Source organism: Labrys sp. Lb11 (assembly GCF_057554225.1).
The window spans coordinates 760,002-778,544 of sequence record NZ_BAAJOT010000003.1 but is presented as its reverse complement, the minus strand read 5'-3'; the positions used below and the strand labels follow the sequence as shown (position 1 = coordinate 778,544).

17 protein-coding genes and 1 pseudogene are annotated in these 18,543 nt (G+C 69.6%); 11 read left to right on the top strand and 7 right to left on the bottom strand.

The features are described from left to right. Positions 1-10 precede the first annotated feature (10 nt). The 9 genes and pseudogenes from AC27L4_RS13370 to AC27L4_RS13330 all read left to right on the top strand — a co-directional run bounded on the left by AC27L4_RS13370 (position 11) and on the right by AC27L4_RS13330 (position 10,155). A complete protein-coding gene (locus AC27L4_RS13370; protein WP_487142682.1) occupies positions 11-2,083 on the top strand; it encodes a S8/S53 family peptidase in 2,073 nt (690 codons plus the stop codon). Continuing rightward, positions 2,064-3,314, top strand: coding sequence for a trypsin-like serine peptidase (locus tag AC27L4_RS13365; RefSeq protein ID WP_487142681.1), 1,251 nt, complete (start codon positions 2,064-2,066; stop codon positions 3,312-3,314). Before AC27L4_RS13370 ends, AC27L4_RS13365 begins: the two co-directional genes overlap by 20 nt. A gap of 144 nt (positions 3,315-3,458) precedes the next feature. Then, the gene (locus AC27L4_RS13360; protein WP_487142680.1) at positions 3,459-4,637 is read left to right on the top strand and encodes an aminotransferase class V-fold PLP-dependent enzyme; all 1,179 of its coding nucleotides are present in this window, start codon (positions 3,459-3,461) and stop codon (positions 4,635-4,637) included. A 197-nt stretch (positions 4,638-4,834) separates the two neighbouring features. After that, positions 4,835-5,200, top strand: a complete 366-nt coding sequence (locus tag AC27L4_RS13355; protein WP_487142679.1) for a DUF2946 family protein — start codon at positions 4,835-4,837, stop codon at positions 5,198-5,200. Positions 5,201-5,292: 92 nt separating this feature from the next. Continuing rightward, positions 5,293-5,829, top strand: coding sequence for a YcnI family copper-binding membrane protein (locus AC27L4_RS13350; RefSeq protein ID WP_487142678.1), 537 nt, complete (start codon positions 5,293-5,295; stop codon positions 5,827-5,829). Positions 5,830-5,985: 156 nt separating this feature from the next. Continuing rightward, positions 5,986-7,578, top strand: a complete 1,593-nt coding sequence (locus tag AC27L4_RS13345) for a copper resistance CopC/CopD family protein (RefSeq protein ID WP_487142677.1) — start codon at positions 5,986-5,988, stop codon at positions 7,576-7,578. A gap of 113 nt (positions 7,579-7,691) precedes the next feature. Further along, positions 7,692-8,351, top strand: coding sequence for a nitrile hydratase subunit beta (nthB, locus tag AC27L4_RS13340; protein WP_487142676.1), 660 nt, complete (start codon positions 7,692-7,694; stop codon positions 8,349-8,351). Then, positions 8,335-8,595: pseudogene (locus AC27L4_RS13335) on the top strand (nitrile hydratase accessory protein); the annotation flags it as partial. The gene nthB and the pseudogene AC27L4_RS13335, both read left to right, overlap by 17 nt. Positions 8,596-9,123: 528 nt before the next feature. Next, positions 9,124-10,155 (top strand): alpha/beta hydrolase, encoded by a 1,032-nt coding sequence (locus AC27L4_RS13330; RefSeq protein ID WP_487142675.1) that lies wholly within the window; start codon positions 9,124-9,126, stop codon positions 10,153-10,155. A 77-nt stretch (positions 10,156-10,232) separates the two neighbouring features. Here AC27L4_RS13330 and AC27L4_RS13325 read toward each other — a convergent pair whose 3' ends face one another. The 6 genes from AC27L4_RS13325 to AC27L4_RS13300 form a co-directional block, all read right to left on the bottom strand. Next, positions 10,233-11,123 carry a carbohydrate ABC transporter permease gene (locus AC27L4_RS13325; RefSeq protein ID WP_487142673.1) on the bottom strand — a complete coding sequence of 297 codons (891 nt, stop codon included), beginning with the start codon at positions 11,121-11,123 and terminating at the stop codon, positions 10,233-10,235. A 13-nt stretch (positions 11,124-11,136) separates the two neighbouring features. After that, positions 11,137-12,066, bottom strand: a complete 930-nt coding sequence (locus AC27L4_RS13320) for a carbohydrate ABC transporter permease (RefSeq protein WP_487142672.1) — start codon at positions 12,064-12,066, stop codon at positions 11,137-11,139. A 180-nt stretch (positions 12,067-12,246) separates the two neighbouring features. Beyond that, the gene (locus AC27L4_RS13315) at positions 12,247-13,563 is read right to left on the bottom strand and encodes an ABC transporter substrate-binding protein (RefSeq protein WP_487142670.1); all 1,317 of its coding nucleotides are present in this window, start codon (positions 13,561-13,563) and stop codon (positions 12,247-12,249) included. A gap of 169 nt (positions 13,564-13,732) precedes the next feature. Then, positions 13,733-14,803, bottom strand: a complete 1,071-nt coding sequence (locus AC27L4_RS13310; protein WP_487142669.1) for an ABC transporter ATP-binding protein — start codon at positions 14,801-14,803, stop codon at positions 13,733-13,735. Positions 14,804-14,934: 131 nt separating this feature from the next. Then, entirely contained in the window at positions 14,935-15,306 is a 372-nt protein-coding gene (locus AC27L4_RS13305; RefSeq protein ID WP_487142668.1) for a VOC family protein, read from the bottom strand. Between the two features lie 90 nt (positions 15,307-15,396). Then, positions 15,397-15,888 carry a MarR family winged helix-turn-helix transcriptional regulator gene (locus AC27L4_RS13300; protein ID WP_487142667.1) on the bottom strand — a complete coding sequence of 164 codons (492 nt, stop codon included), beginning with the start codon at positions 15,886-15,888 and terminating at the stop codon, positions 15,397-15,399. Here AC27L4_RS13300 and AC27L4_RS13295 point away from each other — a divergent pair. Together AC27L4_RS13295 and AC27L4_RS13290 are read left to right on the top strand one after the other, a co-directional pair. Further along, positions 15,887-16,045, top strand: coding sequence for a hypothetical protein (locus tag AC27L4_RS13295; protein ID WP_487142666.1), 159 nt, complete (start codon positions 15,887-15,889; stop codon positions 16,043-16,045). The two genes, AC27L4_RS13300 and AC27L4_RS13295, sit on opposite strands and share 2 nt — an antisense overlap. Before the next feature lie 44 nt (positions 16,046-16,089). After that, positions 16,090-16,794: a dienelactone hydrolase family protein gene (locus AC27L4_RS13290; RefSeq protein ID WP_487142665.1), complete on the top strand. Its 705-nt coding sequence runs from the start codon at positions 16,090-16,092 to the stop codon at positions 16,792-16,794. Between the two features lie 311 nt (positions 16,795-17,105). Here AC27L4_RS13290 and AC27L4_RS13285 read toward each other — a convergent pair whose 3' ends face one another. Then, on the bottom strand, positions 17,106-18,536 hold the full coding sequence (locus AC27L4_RS13285; RefSeq protein ID WP_487142663.1) for a homospermidine synthase: 1,431 nt from the start codon (positions 18,534-18,536) through the stop codon (positions 17,106-17,108). Positions 18,537-18,543 lie beyond the last annotated feature (7 nt).

Here is an 18,543-nt window from a genome sequence, read left to right as displayed (position 1 = left end):
GAGGACAGCCATGCGGTATCCGCTGCAATCGCGGCTTGCCGGGCTGGTGCTGGGACTGGCCATGGCCGCGGCCTGGGCCGGCTCCGCCGGAAGCCTGGAGATCGAGGCCAAGCGTCCGATTCCCGCCGTCGTCGTATCGTTCGAAGGCGGGATGGTCGGCGACAATGTGTCGAAGGTGCTGGCCGCGCTCGCGGCCAGCCTCGACGAGCTTCCGACGGAACGTTACGTCGTCCAGCCCGGCGACACCCTGTGCGGCCTGCTCGACGCGCGGCACTACCCCCAGCCCTGCACCAGGCTGGCCGAATTCGTGGACAGCCTCAACCCGGCGACGCGCCCCTCCCGCAACGGCCTGAAGGTCGGCGACACGCTCGTCCTGCCGGCGATCGAGATCCAGGGCTATCAGGCCGCGAATTCCTATTCGACCAAGATCCAGCAGCAGGCGGTGATCGCGCAGGGGCTGACCAGGACCTATGCCAAGCTCAATCCGCGCAGCCTCAACGTGACGCCCGACCGCGTCGTGGTGGAGTACAAGGCCTACGAGCTGCGCATCCCGGTGAAGGACGACGCCATCGCCCTCGCCCTCGCCAAGCGCCTCGGCACCTTCCAGTCACCGAACGTCTTCGTCGACGTGCTGCGCTCGGCCTCCGGCGGTCCGACGAAGCTCAACTCCGCCCCCGCGCTCACCGACATCCAGGCGCAGTGTACCGACGGCACGATCGCAGGCTCCACCTATCGCTATGCCGATCTGTCGGATGCGGACGGGGACGCCCTGGCCGTGGTCAGGGCCGGCCTGCCCGCGGCACCCGAGACGGTGAGCGTCTTCATCGTCGACGTGCCGCTGGCGCCGTCCCCGAACCTGGCGGCCGCCGGCGCCCAGGCCCGGCACTGGACCTGCCGCTGGCAGCCCAGCTTCAAGGCCGGGCTTCACCATGCCACGCATCTGGCCGGCATCATCGCCAGCCGGGCAGGGGCCTTCGGCTTCGCGGGCCTTGCGCCCAATGCCAAGCTGCGTCCCTTCACCTGGGCGACGCCCGACGCCAACGGCGTCGACGTCCTGCCCGTCGCCGACGACGAGCGCCTGCGCCTCGCCGACATCATCACCGACAACACCACGGCCACGCCGCCGCCGATTTATCTGGCAGCGGCCGATTTCGACCTGCCGGTCGGACTGTCCCGGGATGCGCCGCTGCCGGAGGCGTCGATGCGTTTCGCCGGCAAGGTCTCGCGCGCCATCCAGAAGCGGCGTCCGCTGTTCATCGTCGCGGCAGGGCAGGTCGCCGACAATGCCGCGCCACATGAGATCAGCGAGGTCGCGCCGCTGTCGCCGCAGTATTTCGGCGACCAGGAGAACGTCGTCGTCGTCACCGCCTGCAGCGTCTGCGACCGCAACGACACCAGGCTGATGGCCAGCGCCAATTTCTCGCGCCAGGGGGCGGCGTTCGTCCATGTCGCGGCGCCGGGCGGCTCCGACATTCCCGGCTGGATTTCGGCCCACGAGATCGGCGCGGCCCGCGGCACCTCCCAGGCGGCCGCCTATGTCGCCGGAATCGCGGCGGCGATGATCGGCAATTTCCCGGATGCCTACGGCTCGGCCTTCGTGGTCAAGACCCGCCTGCAGGTCACCAGCCGGCCGCTGCCCGCCACGGTGGGCGGCTTGCCGGTCGCCGACCAGCGCAAGCTGGCTGCCGGCGTGGTCGATCCGATCCTGGCCCTGCTCGACCCGAACAAGGACTGGCTGAAGGACGCCACCGGCTGGCGCGAGGTCAAGCTGAAGGCCTGGCCGGCGGCGCCGATGGTGTTTTCGGACGCGCAGGGCAAAGTGTCCCGGCTGGAGGGCGCTCAGGTCCTGAGGATGCTGCGCGTCACCATCCCGGGCGGCCGGAAATACTGGTCGATCTACACCGACCTGTTCAAGATCGGGGAGGACGTCAATTCCGGCTCCGTCGGCCGCGTCGGACCGGTGCTGATGACCGGCAAGGCCGGCCTGACCCTGTGCGACGGCACGAGCGTCGATCTCGACACGGTCGAGGATTTCATCCCCTCCCAGTCCGAGGATCTCGCCGATGCCTGCCCGGCTCCGTAGCGCGATCGGTCTCCTGCTCGGCCTTTGCTGGTGCTGCGCCGCGCCGGCGGCCGAGCAATGCCGCCCGCGGGAAGCGACCACCGCGTTCGGCCGCTGGTTCACGCCGAGCCTGGCTCTCGACGCCCGGCATTGGAGCGTGCCGGTCCAGCACGGTCTCACCGGCATCACGCCGACATCCTTCCGCCTGCTCCTGGCTGTCGATGCCGGCGTCACCGATCGCGACTGGACCGTGGTGCTGCGCGACGAGAAGATGCGAGTGCTGGCCAGCCTCGGTCCGTCCGACTTCGCCGATGGCAGCCAGGCGCTGACCCAGCGGCGCTGGACCGGCCGCCTGCCGGCCCTGAGCGTCCAGGCCGATCTGATCGCATCGCCGGCGTCGGATGCCATCGTCCGGGTGATCGAGGGACTGGCCTATCCCGACGCCAGCGCGAACGTGCAGCTCTTCTCCATCCAGGGGGCGACCGCCGCCTGGCATCCGCTCTACGACACGGGCGACGCCGGGCCGAAGCGGGCGGGCGATGCGGTCGGCATGCTGCTGACCGGCACGGAAAGCGCCGACGGCGGCGACAAGGCGTCGTGGTGCTGCTCGGGCGTGATGTTGTCGTCGGACCTGATGCTGACGAACTGGCATTGCGGCGGCACCGCCGCCATTCCCGATGCCGCCTACTGGAATGCCGACATTCGCGACAACACCCTGGTCGACCTGAGCTGGGACGGGGGCAGCGTGCGGCGCCAGTACAGCGGCGTCGAGGTGGTCGCCAAGGACAGGGACCTCGACTTTGCGGTGATCCGGGTGCGGCCGGTCGTCGGCCTGGGCGGCGGTGAGGCGACGCGGGCACGCATCGCGGCGCGGCCGGTGGCGGAGGGCGATCCGATCTTCGTCATCCATCACGCCCAGTGCCAGCCCAAGCTCCTGAGCACGCGCTGCCAGGTCCGCTCCGCCCATTTCCGAACCTGGACGACGGACCCGGCGACCGCGCCCGCCGGCGGCGGCCCCGACTTCACACATGACTGCGACACCGAGCCGGGGGCATCCGGTGCCGCGGTCTTCGACGCGAGGGGCTTCCTGGTCGGCCTGCACCACCTCGGCTTCGAGAAGAGCGCCCAATGCGGCCTCGACCGCGTCAACAAGGCGGTGCGGATCGAGGCGATCATCGCGCGCCTGCGCGCCGACCATCCGGAGGTGGTCGGCGCCTTGCGCCTGGAAGCGCCGTCGGGCGGAGGCCCCTGACGTCGCCGCCGTTGCACCGGCGACGGGGCAGGGCGAGGCCGTGGTGCGCGGCATGATCGAGACCCGCCACCGGACGCGGGATATTCTTGATGCGACCGGCATCATGTAGCATCGCCGGCATCACCCCCTCCGAGGTGCCCCCGCATGACGATCGACCTTGCGCGCCTGCGCGCCGACACTCCGGGCGTCGCCCATCGCGTGCATCTCAACAATGCCGGTGCCGGGCTGATGCCGCGCCCGGTGCTCGACGCCATGACCGCCTACCTCCGCCGCGAAGCCGAGATCGGCGGCTACGAGGCCGCCGGCGAGGCGGCGGAACGGCTCGACGGCGTCTATGACGACGTTGCCCGGCTGGTCAGCGCGGCGCGCGACGAGATCGCCCTGACCGAGAACGCCACCGTGGCCTGGCAGATGGCCTTCTACGCCCTGGCGTTCCGGCCGGGCGACCGCATTCTCACCGCCCGGGCCGAATATGCCGCCAACTACGTCGCCTTCCTGCAGGTGGCGCGGCGCACCGGCGCGGTGATCGAGGTCGTCCCCGACGACGCCGACGGGGTGCTCGACCCCGCGGCGCTGGAGCGGATGATCGACGGGCGCGTGCGCCTGATCGCCATCACCTGGGTGCCGACCAATGGCGGCCTGGTCAACCCGGCCGCCGCGGTCGGCCGGGTCGCCCGGGCGCACGGCATTCCCTACCTGCTCGACGCCTGCCAGGCGGTCGGCCAGATGCCGGTCGACGTCGGCGCGCTCGGCTGCGACATGCTCTCGGCCACCGGGCGCAAGTTCCTGCGCGGCCCGCGCGGCACCGGCTTTCTCTTTGTCAGGCGGGAACTGCTGCAGCGGCTGGAGCCGCCGTTGATCGACCATTTCGCCGCGCCCTGGGTGGCGCCGGACCGCTACCAGCTGCGGCCCGATGCCCGCCGGTTCGAGACCTGGGAGAACAACTATGCCGCCCGCCTCGGCCTCGGCGTCGCGGTCACCTATGCGCTGGAGATCGGCCTCGCGGCGATCGAGGCGCGCTGCCGCCTGCTGGCCGACGGGCTGCGCCAGGCGCTGAGGACGATCCCCGGCGTCGAGGTCCGCGATCTCGGACCGCATCCGGCGGCGATCGTCAGCTTCACCGTCGCCGGCCGCGAGGCCGACGCGGTCAAGGCGAGTCTGGCGGCGACGGGCATCAATGTCGGCACCTCCCGGCCCTCCAGCACGCTGCTCGACGCCGCGGCGCGCGGCCTGCCGGCCATGGTGCGCGCCTCGCCGCACTGCTACAATGACGACGAGGAGATCGGGCGCCTGGCGGAGGAGATCCGCAGGATCGCCCGATAGACGCGACGGCGTGCCGCACGGTCGGCGCCGGCGCGGCCATGCTACCGATGCGCCTGAAGCTTTTTTGCGATTTGACGGACTCGCGTCAAGTCGCAAAGAGGCGTCGAAACAAGGAGTTGGAGCAAAGCGCGTTTCCACCGAAACGCGCTTTGCTCCAGGGGAATGGCATGACCTTAGAGCAGCCATTGGCGACGAGGATGAGGGCCGCGGTCGCGGCCGTCCTCGCGCATGCGCTGCTCCTGCATACGATCCTGATGGGCGTCGGCCTGGCGCCGTCACGGGTCGACCTCCACCCCGATCTCGCCGCGCTCTACACCATCTGCTCCCCGGCCGGCGGGGGCATGTCGCAGCTGCCCGGCCACCCGGCCCGTGACCCGCAGCATGCGCCCTGTGCGCTCTGCGGCCTCGGCCATTGCGGCGCGGCGCTGCCGCCGGCCGCGGCCGCGCTGCCGATCCGGCTCGCCCGGCCGGCGACGATCGCGCCCCTGGTCCGGACGGCGAGCATCGTCCCCGTCCGCTACCCCGTCGCGGCGCGCCCGCGCGGGCCGCCTGCCTCGGCATGACGACCGGAGCCCCGGCTCCGCATCATTCCGTCAGGTCCGAAACACGCGGCTGCGATCGCAACGCCGATCCGCCGCCATGCAGGTGCATCCTCATGTCCCGTCATCATCTCGTCCTCGCCGCCGCGCTCGGCGGCTCACTCGTGCTCGCCTCGGCTGCGGCGGCGCATGTCACCCTGGAAACCGCCAGCGCGCCGGTCGGCGGATCCTACAAGGCGATCCTGCGGGTCCCGCATGGCTGCAAAGGCTCGCCGACGGTCAAGATCCGTGTCCGCATTCCCGACGGCGTCATCGCCGTGAAACCTCAGCCGAAGGCCGGCTGGCAGCTTGAGACCGTCAAGGGCAAGTACGACAAGGCTTACGACTATTACGGCACCAGGCTGGAAGAGGGGGTGAAGGAAGTCGTCTGGTCCGGCGGACGGCTGCCCGACGACTTCTATGACGAGTTCGTCTTCCGCGGCTATCTCGCCGATACGCTCCAGCCGGGCACCATGCTCTATTTCCCGGTGGTGCAGGAGTGCGAGAGCGGCGTCGACCGCTGGATCGAGATCCCTGCCGCCGGCAAGAGCGACGACGATTACGAAACACCGGCGCCCGGCGTGAAGCTGCTGCCGAAGCAGCAGCAGGAATGACGGGAACGGCGGCGTCCGCTCCCGCAGGTCCTGGCGGCTTTCGCCGCGGCTGATCTTGCGCTTTTCGGCGCAGGATCGATGCTGTCCGGCCGCGCATGTGCGGGCAGGTTCGCGAGACCCTGCCCAAGCGCCGCCGCTCCCGCCCGGAGCCCCGTCATGATCAGAGCCCTTTCGCTCTTCCTGCTGGCCCTCGGGCTGGCGGTGGCCGGCACCGCCACCGCGCTGGCCCATGCCTCGCTGCTGCGCTCGGACCCGTCCGACGGCAGCGTGCTGGCAAGCGCCCCCCGCACGCTTTCGCTCGCCTTCAACGAACCCGTCTCGCCACTGGTCCTGCGGCTGGTCGAGGCGGACGGGACGGCGATCGACCTTGCCGGCGTCGAGGCGCGCGGCGAGACCGTGACGGCGCCGCTGCCGGCGCTGCGGACGGGCAGCCATGCCCTGAGCTGGCGCGTGGTCTCGGCCGACGGCCACCCGGTCGGCGGCTCCCTGGTCTTCTCGATCGGAGCGGCCGGGGCCGTGCCGGCCGCTTCCGAATCGGCAACGCCGCCGCTGCTCGCCGTCCTGATCTGGATGACGCGCGTTGCCCTCTATCTCGGCGTCTTCATCGGCGTGGGCGGCAGCGTCTTCGCGACCTGGATCGCGCCGCTGCCGCCCATGGCCGCCCGAACCGTCTCGGCCGGCCTCGGCCTTGGGCTCGCGGCGATCGTGCCGGCGCTCGGCCTGCAGGGCCTCGATGCTCTCGGCGTCGGCCTGCCGGGCCTGTTCGACGCCGTAACCTGGCGGGCCGGGATGGCGACGAGCTACGCGACGACGCTGCTCCTGGCCGTGGTGGTCCTCGCCCTCGCCCTCGGCGCCTGCCGGCTGCGCGGCCCGGCGGCCCGGCGCGGGCTCGCGGCGCTGGCCCTTGCGGGCGTCGGCACCGCCCTCGCCCTCAGCGGCCACGCCAGCGCCGCAGCGCCGCAGGCGCTGATGCGGCCCGCCGTCGCCGTCCATGCCGCCTGCGTCACGATCTGGATCGGCGCGCTCGTCCCGCTCGCCGCGCTGATGGCGGGCAGGAGCGCGGAGGCGGAAGCTGCGCTGATGCGCTTCTCGCGCATCATCCCCTATGCGCTCCTGCTGCTGGCCGGCTCCGGCGCCGTGCTCGCGGTGGTCCAGCTCGGCCGGGTCGAGGCCCTGTGGACGACCACCTACGGCCGGGTCCTCGCCGTCAAGCTGGCGCTGGTGGCCGGGCTGCTCGGCCTGGCGGCGCTGAACCGCTTCAGGCTGACGCCCAGGGTGAGCGGGCAGGTGGCGGGTGCCCCTTCCGCTCTCCGGCGCTCGATTGCCGCCGAGGTGGTTCTGGCGGTCGCCATCCTCGGCACCGTCGCCGCCTGGCGCTTCACGCCGCCGCCGCGCGCCCTGGCGCAGCAGGCGGCAGCCGTGGCGCCGATCCATCGCCACATCCATGGCGGGCAGGCCATGGCCGACCTGACCCTGACCCCGGGACGGGCGGGGCCGGTCGCCCTGTCGCTCTCGATCCTCGACGGCGATTTCGGGCCGCTGGCGGCGCGCGAGGTCGCGATCACCTTCGCCAATGCCGGAGCGGGGCTGGAGCCGATCCGCCGCCGGGCGGTCCAGGTCGAGGGCGCGGACTGGCGGGTGGATGGGCTGGTCCTGCCCGCGGCGGGGCGCTGGCAGGTCAGGGTCACCATTCTCATCTCGGAGTTCGACCAGGTGACGCTGGAGGACGCGTTCGACCTGTCGCAATGACCGGGGCTCTTGCGCCGCCGGGCCGACGGTGCAAACTGGCGGCCCGGCGGGTTCTCGCGAACCTGCCGAGGCTTCGGCGTCGTCGCCGCAGCCCGGCAAGGTGGAGGTGGCGCATGAACGGCGCGCAGGATCTCGGCGGCATGATGGGGTTCGGCCCCGTTGCCCCGGAAAAGGACGAGCCGCTGTTCCACGCGCCCTGGGAGAAGCGGGCGCTGGCGGTGACGCTCGCCATGGGCGCCACCGGCAGCTGGCCGCTCGATGCCGGCCGCTATGCCCGCGAGACGCTGCCGCCGCCCGACTATCTCACCTCCTCCTATTACGAGATCTGGATCAAGGCGCTGACCAAGCTTCTGATCTCGACGGGCCTGGTCTCTGTCCACGAACTCGCCGGCGACAGCGCCATCGCCCCGGGCAAGCCCGTGAAACGGGTAATCGCGGCGGCCGATGTGCCGGCAGCGCTGGCCAAGGGGTCGCCCTGCAATCGCCAGATCACCCGGCCGGCGGGCTTCGCCCTGGGCGCCGCGGTGCGGGCCAAGCATGTCTACAAGACCACGCACACCCGCCTGCCGCGCTACCTGTTCGGCCGGGCGGGCACGATCGTCGGCGCGCACGGCATGTTCGTCCTGCCCGACAGCAATGCCCACGGCCTCGGCGAAAACCCGGAATGGCTGTACACCGTGCGCTTCACCGGCGCGGAATTGTGGGGCGAGGGCGCCGATCCCAGCGTGACGGTGATGGCCGACCTGTGGGAGAGCTATCTTGACCCCGCCTGAGACCGAACTGCTGCGCCGGCTGCCGGCCATCCCGCGCGACCGCGACGGGCCGGTGTTCCGCGAGCCTTGGGAGGCCAGGGCTTTCGCCATGGCGCTGGCGCTGCACGCCAAGGGCCTGTTCGAGTGGAGCGAATGGGCCGAGGCCCTGGGCCGGGAGATCGCCGCCGCCGGACCGGACGACGGCTCGCGCTATTACGAGCACTGGCTCGCGGCGCTGGAAAAGATCGCGACTGCGAAAGCGATGTGAGATCTGCGGCGCGCTGCCGATGGAGTGCCGATCCCTGAGGGGCTTTCCGTCAGCGCCAAGATACACGATCGTCCGAGACATGGGCTCGCCCGTTCAATCGCGTCATGGCCGGGAGGGCGTTGCTCTTCCCACGAGCGACGTGATCCGCCCCTGTCTTGGCGTCGACGGTGCATTCCCGATGGTCCGATGGAGTGCCGGTCCCCGCAACGGGCATGCGCCGGCTTTGCCCGAGCGGGCGCGGGCTCCTTCCGGCGTGCACCGAACGGACTCAGGCGAAGCTCGATGTCGGCGCTTTCCCGTACGAGGCCGATGCGCGCGTCGGTCAGGGTGAGGTCGATGCCGCCGCGGGCGAGCATCGGTGCTGTGGCGGCAACGCCACGCGGCAAAAAATCATTGTGCCTGCCCAGCATTTGCCGACATGTCGCAACAATTGGGATGTTGAAAGACTGACGCTGGCACAGGAAGATTCCCGCGGCAGCGCCGACATCAACCCATCCTGCTTTCGGACCGGTTCCGACATCGCTCATGTCTGCCCTGTTCTCTCTCTTCAGGACCTTCCGCCGGCGGTTTCTCCCGATCCTCGCCGTCATGGCCCTGGCCGGGCTGGTGGCCTCTTCCACGCCGCTGCCGGCCAGCAGCGTCAAGAGCCTGACCGTCAAGAGCAAGGCGCTCGGCGGCAAGCTGCCCGTCCTGGTGTATCTGCCGGAATCGACTCCGCCCCCCGGCGGCTGGCCGGTGCTCTACCTGCTGCACGGGCTGGGCGGCAGCGAGCGGGACTGGCTCGACCTCGGCGGGGTGCAGACCACGCTCGACCGGCTGGTCCGCACCGGCCGCATCAAGCCGATGATGGTGGTGATGCCGGCGGGCGGCAGCAGCTGGTACGTCGACAGCGGCAAGGTGGGCGGGCCGGGCGACTATGAGACCGCGATCATCGAGGACCTGCCGCGGGCGATCCAGAAGCGCTTTCCGGTCGCCGTCTCGCCCAGGAGCCGTGCCATTGCCGGCGTGTCGATGGGCGGCTACGGCGCCCTGCGACTGGCGCTGAAATATCCGGAGATGTTCACGGCCGTCGCCAGCATGTCGGGCGCGATCTGGCAGAACCTGCCGGTGGCGCATGCCACCACCGGGCCCCAGCCCTATGACGCCTTCCGCGACGATGCCTATTTCCGCCGCGCCGACATCGCCACCGTGGTGCCGGGCATCGACCTGCCGCCGGACGGCGCCCATTTCGGCAAGGCCTTCGGCGCGCCCTTCGATGCCGGCCGCTTCAATCGCCAGAACGTGTTCACGCTGCTGGCCTCGCAGGTGGCGCGGGGCACGGCGCTGCCGGCGATCTACCTCACGGTCGGCGACCATGACAGCCACAATCTGTGGCGCGGCTCGATCGCCCTCTACCAGACCCTGCAGGCCGACCAGCAGAGCGTCGAGTTCCGCGTCACCGACGGCGATCACACCTGGGCGCTGTGGAAGAAGTCGATCGAGGACACGCTGCTCTTCGTCGACCAGCGTTTCGGCCGGGCGACGGCGCAGGCCGAGATCGGCGGCAAGGCGTCGTAAGATAGGGCGCAAAAGACCTTCTCCGAGCAAGCCGGAGAAGGTCCTTTGCGTCTCGTTCCGCTTTCCCGCCGATCCCGCTATTCCTTCACGGCCCCGGTCATCGACGAGACATAGTGCTCGACGAAGAAGGAGTAGAGGATCACCACCGGCAGCGAGCCGAACAGGGCGCCGGCCATCAGCGAGCCCCATTCATAGACGTCGGAGCGCACCAGCTCGGTCAGCACGCCGACCGGCACGGTCTTGTTCTCCGAGGTCTGGATGAAGGTCAGCGCATAGATGAACTCGTTCCAGGACAGGGTGAAAGCGAAGATGCCGGCGGAGATCAGGCCCGGCACCGAGAGCGGCAGCACGATGCGGGTGAGGATCTGCCAGCGGCTGGCGCCGTCGATCAGGGCGCATTCCTCCAATTCGAACGGGATCGAGCGGAAATAACCCATCAGCAGCCAGGTGCAGAAGGGGACGAGGAAGGTCGGATAGGTCAGGATCAGGGCCCAGCGCGTGTCGTAGAGCCCGAGATTGAAGACGATCAGCGCCAGCGGGATGAACAGGATCGAAGGCGGCACGAGATAGGCGAGGAAGACGGCGAGACCGACGGCGCGCGAACCCGAATAGCGCAGACGCTCGATGGCATAGGCGGCCAGCACCGAGCAGGCGAGCGAGATCACCGTGGCGGCGACCGAGATCAGCACGGTGTTCCACAGCCAGCCGGGATAGGACGTCTCGAACAGGAGATACTTGATGTGGTCGAGCGTCGGGTCGACCACCCAGAGCGGACTGTAGTTGGCGTAGTCGGTCAGCTGTTCGTTCGGCTTCACCGCGGTGATCGCCATCCAGTAGAACGGGAACAGCAGCACGACGACGAAGACCGCCAGCGGCAGGTAGATCGTCACCAGCCGCTGCGGCAGGCTGTGGAGGTAGCTCATGCCGGTCGAGTGGTCGACGACGGCGGCGGTATCGGCTGCGGACATGGCGCGCTCTCCCTCAGTCCTTGCCGCCCTGCTGCCAGCGTCGCCGCTGCAGGCCAAAATAGCTGAACAGGATGGCGGCGAGCAGGAAGGGGATCATCGCCACCGCGATCGCCGCGCCTTCGCCGAGCTGGCCGCCGGAGATGCCGCGCTGGAACGACAGCGTCGCCATCAGATGGGTGGCGTTGACCGGTCCGCCCTTGGTCAGCACGTAGATGAGCTGGAAGTCGGTGAAGGTGAACAGCACCGAGAAGGTCATCACCACGGCGATGATCGGCGAGAGCAGCGGCAGGGTGATGTGGCGGAATCGCTGCCAGGAGCTGGCGCCGTCCAGCGTCGCCGCCTCGTAGAGCGAGGGCGGGATGGTCTGCAGGCCCGCCAGCAGCGAGATGGCGACGAAGGGGATGCCGCGCCAGACATTCGCCGCGATCACCGAGGCGCGGGCATTGGTGGGGTCACCCAGGAAGTTGATCGGCGCCTCGATCAGGCCGATCCGCATCAGCGCCCAGGACAGGATCGAGAACTGCGCGTCGAAGATCCACCAGAAGGCGATGGCCGACAGCACCGTCGGCACCACCCAGGGCAGGAGCACGATCGCGCGGAAGAAGGCCTTGAACGGCAGGTGCTCGTTGAGCAGCAGGGCCAGCCAGAGCCCGAGCGCGAACTTCAGGGCCGAGGCGACGGTGGTGTAGAGGATGGTGTTGAACACCGCCAGCCAGAAGACCGAGTCCTCCCAGAGGAACTCATAGTTTTCCAGGCCGACGAAGATGCCGGGCCGGCCGACGCGGGTGTCGGTGAAGGCGAGCCAGACGCCGAGGCCGAGCGGGTAGGTGAGGAAGACCAGAAGGAACGCCGCCGCCGGCAGCATGAACAGGAGTCCCAGCCCGTTGCGGCTTTCGCCGAGCCGTTCGAGAAGGGGGCGGGGTGCCGGCCGGGTTGCGTTCATGCGGCCTCTTTCCTGGGTTGTTGGCGGGACCGGCGGGCAGACGCCGGCAAACGAGGCGGACACCCGGCGTGAGGTCGCGGCCCGCACGCCGCGCGCGGGCCGGGAGCCGGCAGTGCCCTGTGCCGCCTCCGTCGGGTCCGGCAGCGCCGGCCGGCTTGGCCGGCCGGCGCGGAGGGAGCGCTAGACGCGGTAATAGCGGTTCGCGCGCTTCTCGGCCTTGGCGATGGCGTCCTCCGGCGAGGCGGTGCCGGTGACCGCCTCGGCGAACATGTCGACGAGGACATAGTCGGCCATCACGGCTGCCGAAGCATAGCCGAGCGGTCCGGCATAGCCGTTGGGCCTCAGCGTTTCGGAGGCCTTGGCATAGGGGGCGTGGTTCGGGTCGGCGGTCCAGACCGGGTTGGCGGCAAAAGCCTTGAGCGGCTGGCAGCAGTAGGCGCTCGCGCCGGTGATCCAGGCGTCCATCTGCGGCTGCTCGTACATGAACTTCAGGTAGGCCTGCGCCGCCTGGGGATATTTGGAGTACTTGAAGATCGTCGCCGTGGTGGTCTGGTGCAGTTCCACCGACTTGCCCACCGGCCCGATCGGCAGCGACACGCAGCGGATGTCCTTGGCCATCTCGGCCGTCTTCGGGTCGTTCTTGGCGGCGTAGTAGAGCGATACGCCGTTGGCGGTGATCGAGACCTGGCCGGCCAGGAAGGCGCGGTTGTTGTTGACGTCGAGCCAGCCCTCGGTGCCGGGAATGAAGGTCTGGTAAAGCTCCTTGGCGTAGGCGATCGCGGCCAGCGTCTCCGGGCTGTTGATGGTCACTTTGCCGTTCTCGTCGACCATCTTGCCGCCATGGCTCCACAGCAGCCAGTGCGCATAGTTGTTGCCGTCGCCGACGGCCTTGCCATGCGGGAAGCCGGCGGGCGTGCCCTTGGCCTTCATGGCCTTGCACAGCTCGAGGAACCCCTTGGTGTCCTTGGGGAACTCGGAGAAGCCGGCCGCCTTGACATGGCTGTCGCGGTAGCACAGCGCATTGCCGATCGCCGCGAGCGGCAGGCCGATGAACTTGCCGTCGCGCTTGGCATAGCTTTCGCCGCCCGGATACCAGCCGCCGTACTTGCCGCCGAGATAGGTGGCAAGCTCGGTGACGTCGAGCAGCTTGTCGGGATATTGGTGGGCGTCGTCGAACCAGACCCAGAAGATGTCGGGGCCGGAGCCGACATTGGCGGCCACCGCCGCCTTCGGGCGGATGTCCTCCCAGCTCTCCTTGTCGATCTTGACCTGGACGCCGGTCGCTTCCGTGAACTTCTTGGTGTTGGCGAGCCAGGCTTCCTCCTCGGCCTTGACGAAGGGCGACCAGCGCAGCACGCGGAGGGTCGCGCCCGGTTCCGGCGTGAAGGTCGGCTCGGCCTCGGCGAAGGCCGGGCCGGCGCCGAAGGGAGAGACAAAAGGCGTGATCGCCGCGCCGGCGGCGAGGCCGGCCAGCAGGTCGCGTCTCGAGATCGTCATCGGGGTCCTCCGTGGCTCTTGTCGTATTCGTTGCGGGCAGCCGCGCCGCGGTGAGGGGGGCGCGGCTGCCCGGAGCCAAGCGCGTCCGGGTGGAAACGCCCTTTGCTCCAGTTCATGGTTTCGACGTGTCCCTGCGATTTGACCTGATTCCGTCCAATCGCCAAACGCTTCAGGCGCGGAGCCGCTTGCCGGACTCCTTGTCGAAGATCAGTGCCAGGTCGGCGCGCGGCTTCAAGTGGATTGTCGCGCCGGGCTTCATGGGATGGCGCTCGCGGAACACGGCGGAGATCTCCACGCCGGCAAGCCGGGCGAGGACCTGGATCTCGGCGCCGGTCGGCTCGACCACCACCACCTCGGCGGGCAGGCCGTCGTCGGAGAGCATGATGTGCTCGGGACGGGTGCCGTAGACCACCTTGGTGCCGTGGGCCGAGGCGGGCGCCGCCTTGAGCGGCAGGCGGGTGCCGTCGGCGGCGACCACGGCCGGCGAGGCGCCCTGCGAATCGAGCGTGCCTTCGATGAAGTTCATGGCCGGCGAGCCGATGAAGCCGGCGACGAACAGGTTGGCCGGATCGTCGTAGAGGTCGAGCGGTGCGCCGATCTGCTCGATCCGCCCGCCATGCATCACGACGATCTTGTCGGCCATGGTCATGGCCTCGATCTGGTCGTGGGTGACGTAGACCGTGGTGGTCTTCAGGCGCTGGTGCAGCTCCTTGATCTCGGCCCGCATGGCGACGCGCAGCTTGGCGTCGAGATTGGACAGGGGCTCGTCGAACAGGAAGACCTGCGGGTCGCGGACGATGGCCCGGCCCATGGCGACGCGCTGGCGCTGGCCGCCGGAGAGCTGGCGGGGGTAGCGGTCGAGATAGGGGGCGAGGGCGAGGATGTCGGAGGCCTTCCTGACGCGCTCGTCGATCGTCGCCTTGTCGGTTCCCTTCAGCTTGAGCGAAAAGCCCATGTTGTCGCGCACGCTCATATGCGGATAGAGCGCGTAGTTCTGGAACACCATGGCGATGTCGCGCTCCTTCGGCGGCACGTCGTTGACGACGCGGTTGCCGATGGCGATCTCGCCCGAGCTGATCTGTTCCAGGCCTGCGATCATGCGCAGCAGCGTCGACTTCCCGCAGCCCGACGGTCCGACCAGGATGACGAACTCGCCGTCCTGTATGTCGATGGAGACGCCGTGCAGGATCTGGGAGGCGCCGAACGCCTTGCGCACGTCACGAATTGCTACCGAAGCCATACATTTCCTCCAATTGGTGATGCGCAATCGCGTCCATGTTCACCATTTGCCGGACCATTGTGTCGGCGATGGCGCCCGACTGCAACTCTGCGGTCGCGGCCGGGCGGGCGGTCCGGGGAGGGCGGCCGGCTTCAGCCGGCATCGGCCGGCGCGAAGACGCGCAGACGATGCCCGTCGGGATCGTGAGCCACGAAGGTGCGGCCGAAATCCATGTCGGTGGGCGGCTGGAGGATGGCGAGGCCGCGGCCGCGCCAGTCGGCATGGAGTTCGTCGACCGCCTCCGGCGCCGCGACGGGAAAGCCGATCTCGCCACCCCCGCCGGCCGCCGCGGCGGCGGGCTCGACCGTGTGGCGCGACCACAGGCCGAGCCGGGGGCCGTCGTCCAGGTCGAACAGGGCGAAGGTGGGCGATGATTCGAGCGGCGGGCGGCCGAGAAGCCCGGCGTAGAAGGCGGCGCTGGCGGCCGGGCTGTCGACGTAGAGGATGACGATGGGAGCGGGCATGGCGGCCTCCTCAGGGTTGGGACGGCCCGTCCTAGACCCGTCTGCTGCCGGATCCTGTCAGCAGCGTGGGTGGAGCCCGGGCGTCCGCCCTCAGCCGTCGGCCGTCGTGGCCAGGCGCACCAGCCAGCGGCGGACGGCCCGTTCCTCCTGCGGGGCGAGTCCGGCGACGAGGTCCTGCTCCACCGCCTCGACCCGCTCGCGACAGCGCGCCAGCAGGGTTTCGCCGTCCGGCGTCAGCTCCAGCTGCAGGATGCGGCCGTGGACGGCGTGGGGCCGGCGGGCGAGGGCGCCGGCGCGCAGGAGGTTGGCGACGATCACGCTGAGCGTCTGCGGCGTCAGCAGGGACAGGCGGGCGAGGTCGGCGTTGGAGAGTCCGGGATAGGCCGCCACCATCGTCAGCACCACGAATTGCGGCGGCGTCACCGCGAAGTCGGCCAGGGCGCGCTCCATGCGCAGGCGATGGGCGGCGCCGGCCTGGCGAAGGAGGTAGCCGAGATGGCCTTCCTCGCCGCGCTTGCCCTGGCCGGGCGCGGGAATGGCGGGCGCGGCAGATTCGGCATGCGGGGGGCGTGGCCTGGCCATGATCTGCGTGTTCGAAGACGATGTTCGTATGCTGATATTGCACGAAGCGCGCGGACCGACCAGCCGTGCCTTCGGCGACGGCGAGGACAGCCGATCGGGTCGACTCGCCGGGATCGCCGTGGTTTCATGGCGGCACGCCGCCGCCGGCCGGCTTTGATGTCGTGGGAGGCTCCGCTCATGGTCGATGTGACCGAAACGGTCTTGCCATACACAGTCGACGATCAGCCCTATCTCGGCCTGCTGCTGCGGGCCGCAGGGCGGGAGCCGTCCGCCGCGGCCGTGCTGCTGCCGGACTGGCGCGGGCAGAGTCGGCTCGCGCGCGACCATGCGGGCCATCTCGTGGGACTGGGGTGCGTCGTCGCGATCGCCGACCTCTACGGCGACGGCTTCACGCCGGACAGCCCGGAGCAGGTCGGCCCGATGGTCAAGCGGCTGATCGAACAGCGCGATCGAGGCGTCGAGGCGCTCCGGTCCTGTGTCGCGGCCCTGCGCCGGCAGGTGCGCCCGGGCCTGCCGGTCTTTTGCCTGGGCTACAGCGCCGGTGGCATGATCGCGCTGGACTATGGCCGCAGCGGCGCCGACATCGCCGGCATCATCCTGTGCTCGGCGCTCCTGAAGACCGCCGCGCCGGGCAAGCCGACGCATGTCCGGGCGCCGGTGCTCGTGCTCCACGGGACGCGGGATGCGGTCTCGCCGATGGCCGTCGTCACGGCCGTCATCGAAGAGATGGATCAGGCCGGCAGCGATGTCCGCTTCGAGCTCTATGGCCAGACCCACCATGCCTTCGACAATCCCGAGGCCGGCACGGATCCGGCGGCCCGGCTGGTCTATTCCCCGCGGTCGGCGGAGCGGGCTCGGCGGGCGATCGAGGACTTTCTCGGAGACCTGGCGCAGAAGCCGAGCTAGAGCAAAGCGCGTTTTGGTGGAAACGCGCTTTTCTCTAACTCCTTGTTTCGACGCGTCTTTGCGACTTGACGCGATTCCGTCAAAACGCAAAACGCTTTAGAGCAAAGCGGGTTTTGATGGAAACGCGCTTTGCTCTAGCGCCTTGTTTCGACGCGTCTTTGCGACTTGACGCGATTCCGTCAAATCGCAAAACGCCTTAGCAAACCGGCGAGAGGCCGGGCCGGCAGGCGCGAGTCCTCGAAGGAGAACAGGGCGAGCCCGTTCGGGCCCGCCCTGACGTTCTTCCGGCAGGCGGGGACGCCGCCTGCAGCTTACCGCACCAGGATGTTGCGGAACTGCCAGGGATCGGCGGTGTCGATGTCCTCGGGGAAGAAGCCGGGGCGATCCTGCAGCGGCGTCCAGTCGGTGTAGAAGCCCTTCACCGGGCCGAGATAGGGCAGCTGGACCTCCAGGCAGCGGCGGAAGTCGACCTCGTCGGCCTCGACGATGCCGGCGTCCGGGTTCTCCAGCGCCCAGACCATGCCGGCGAGCACGGCCGAGGTGACCTGCAGGCCGGTGGCGTTCTGGTAGGGGGCGAGCTTGCGCGTTTCCTCGACCGAGAGCTGCGAGCCGAACCAGTAGGCGTTCCTGTCATGGCCGTAGAGCAGCACGCCGAGCTCGTCGATGCCGTCGACGATGTCATGCTCGTCGAGGATCTCGTGCTTTTCCTGGAACTTGCCGGCGCGGCCGAACACCTCGTGCAGCGACAGCACCGCGTCGTTGCAGGGGTGGTAGGCGTAGTGACAGGTCGGGCGATACACGACCTTGTCGCCGTCGCGCACCGTCAGATAGTCGGCGATCGAGATCGCCTCGTTGTGGGTGACGAGGAAGCCGTATTGCGGGCCGGGGGTCGGGCACCACGAGCGCACGCGCGTGTTGGCGCCGGGCTGCAGCAGGTAGATCGCCGCGCCGCAGCCGGCCGCATGGGTGCGGGCATTCTCGGGCATCCAGGTCTCGTGCGTGCCCCAGCCGAGCTCGGAAGGCTGGACGCCCTCGGAGAGGAAGCCCTCGACCGACCAGGTGTTGACGAAGACGTCGCGGGGCTTGGGGTTGCGGGAGCGCTGGGTGTCGCGCTCGGCGATGTGGATGCCCTTGACGCCGAGGCTCCGCGCCAGCGCCGCCCAGCCTTCGCGCGTGGTCGGCTCCGGGCCGGCATGGCCGGTGTCGGCGGCGAGGTTGATCAGGGCCTGCTTGACGAACCAGGACACCATGCCCGGATTGGCGCCGGAGCAGGACACGGCGGTCGGTCCGCCCGGGTTGCGGCGCTTGGCGGCGAGCAAGGTCTCGCGCAGGGCATAGTTGGTGCGCGCCTCCGGCCCGGCGTTCTTGTCGAAGTAGAAGCCGAGCCAGGGCTCGATCACCGTGTCGATATAGAGCGCGCCGAGCTCGCGGCAGAACTCCATGATGTCGAGCGAGGAGGTGTCGACCGAGACGTTGACGCAGAAGCCCTGGCCGCCGCCGGCGGTCAGCAGCGGCTGCAGGGTCTGGCGGTAATTGTCGGGCGTCAGCGCGACCTGGAGGAAGCGGATGCCGCGCTCGTCGAGCAGGCGGCGGTCCTTGTCGCTCGGGTCGATGACGACGAGGCGGGACTTGTCGAAGGTGAAGTGGCGTTCGATCAGCGGCAGGAGGCCGCGTCCGATCGAACCGAAGCCGATCATCACGATGGGGCCGCTGATCTCGGCGTGAACGGGCCAATCGGTCATGAGGTGT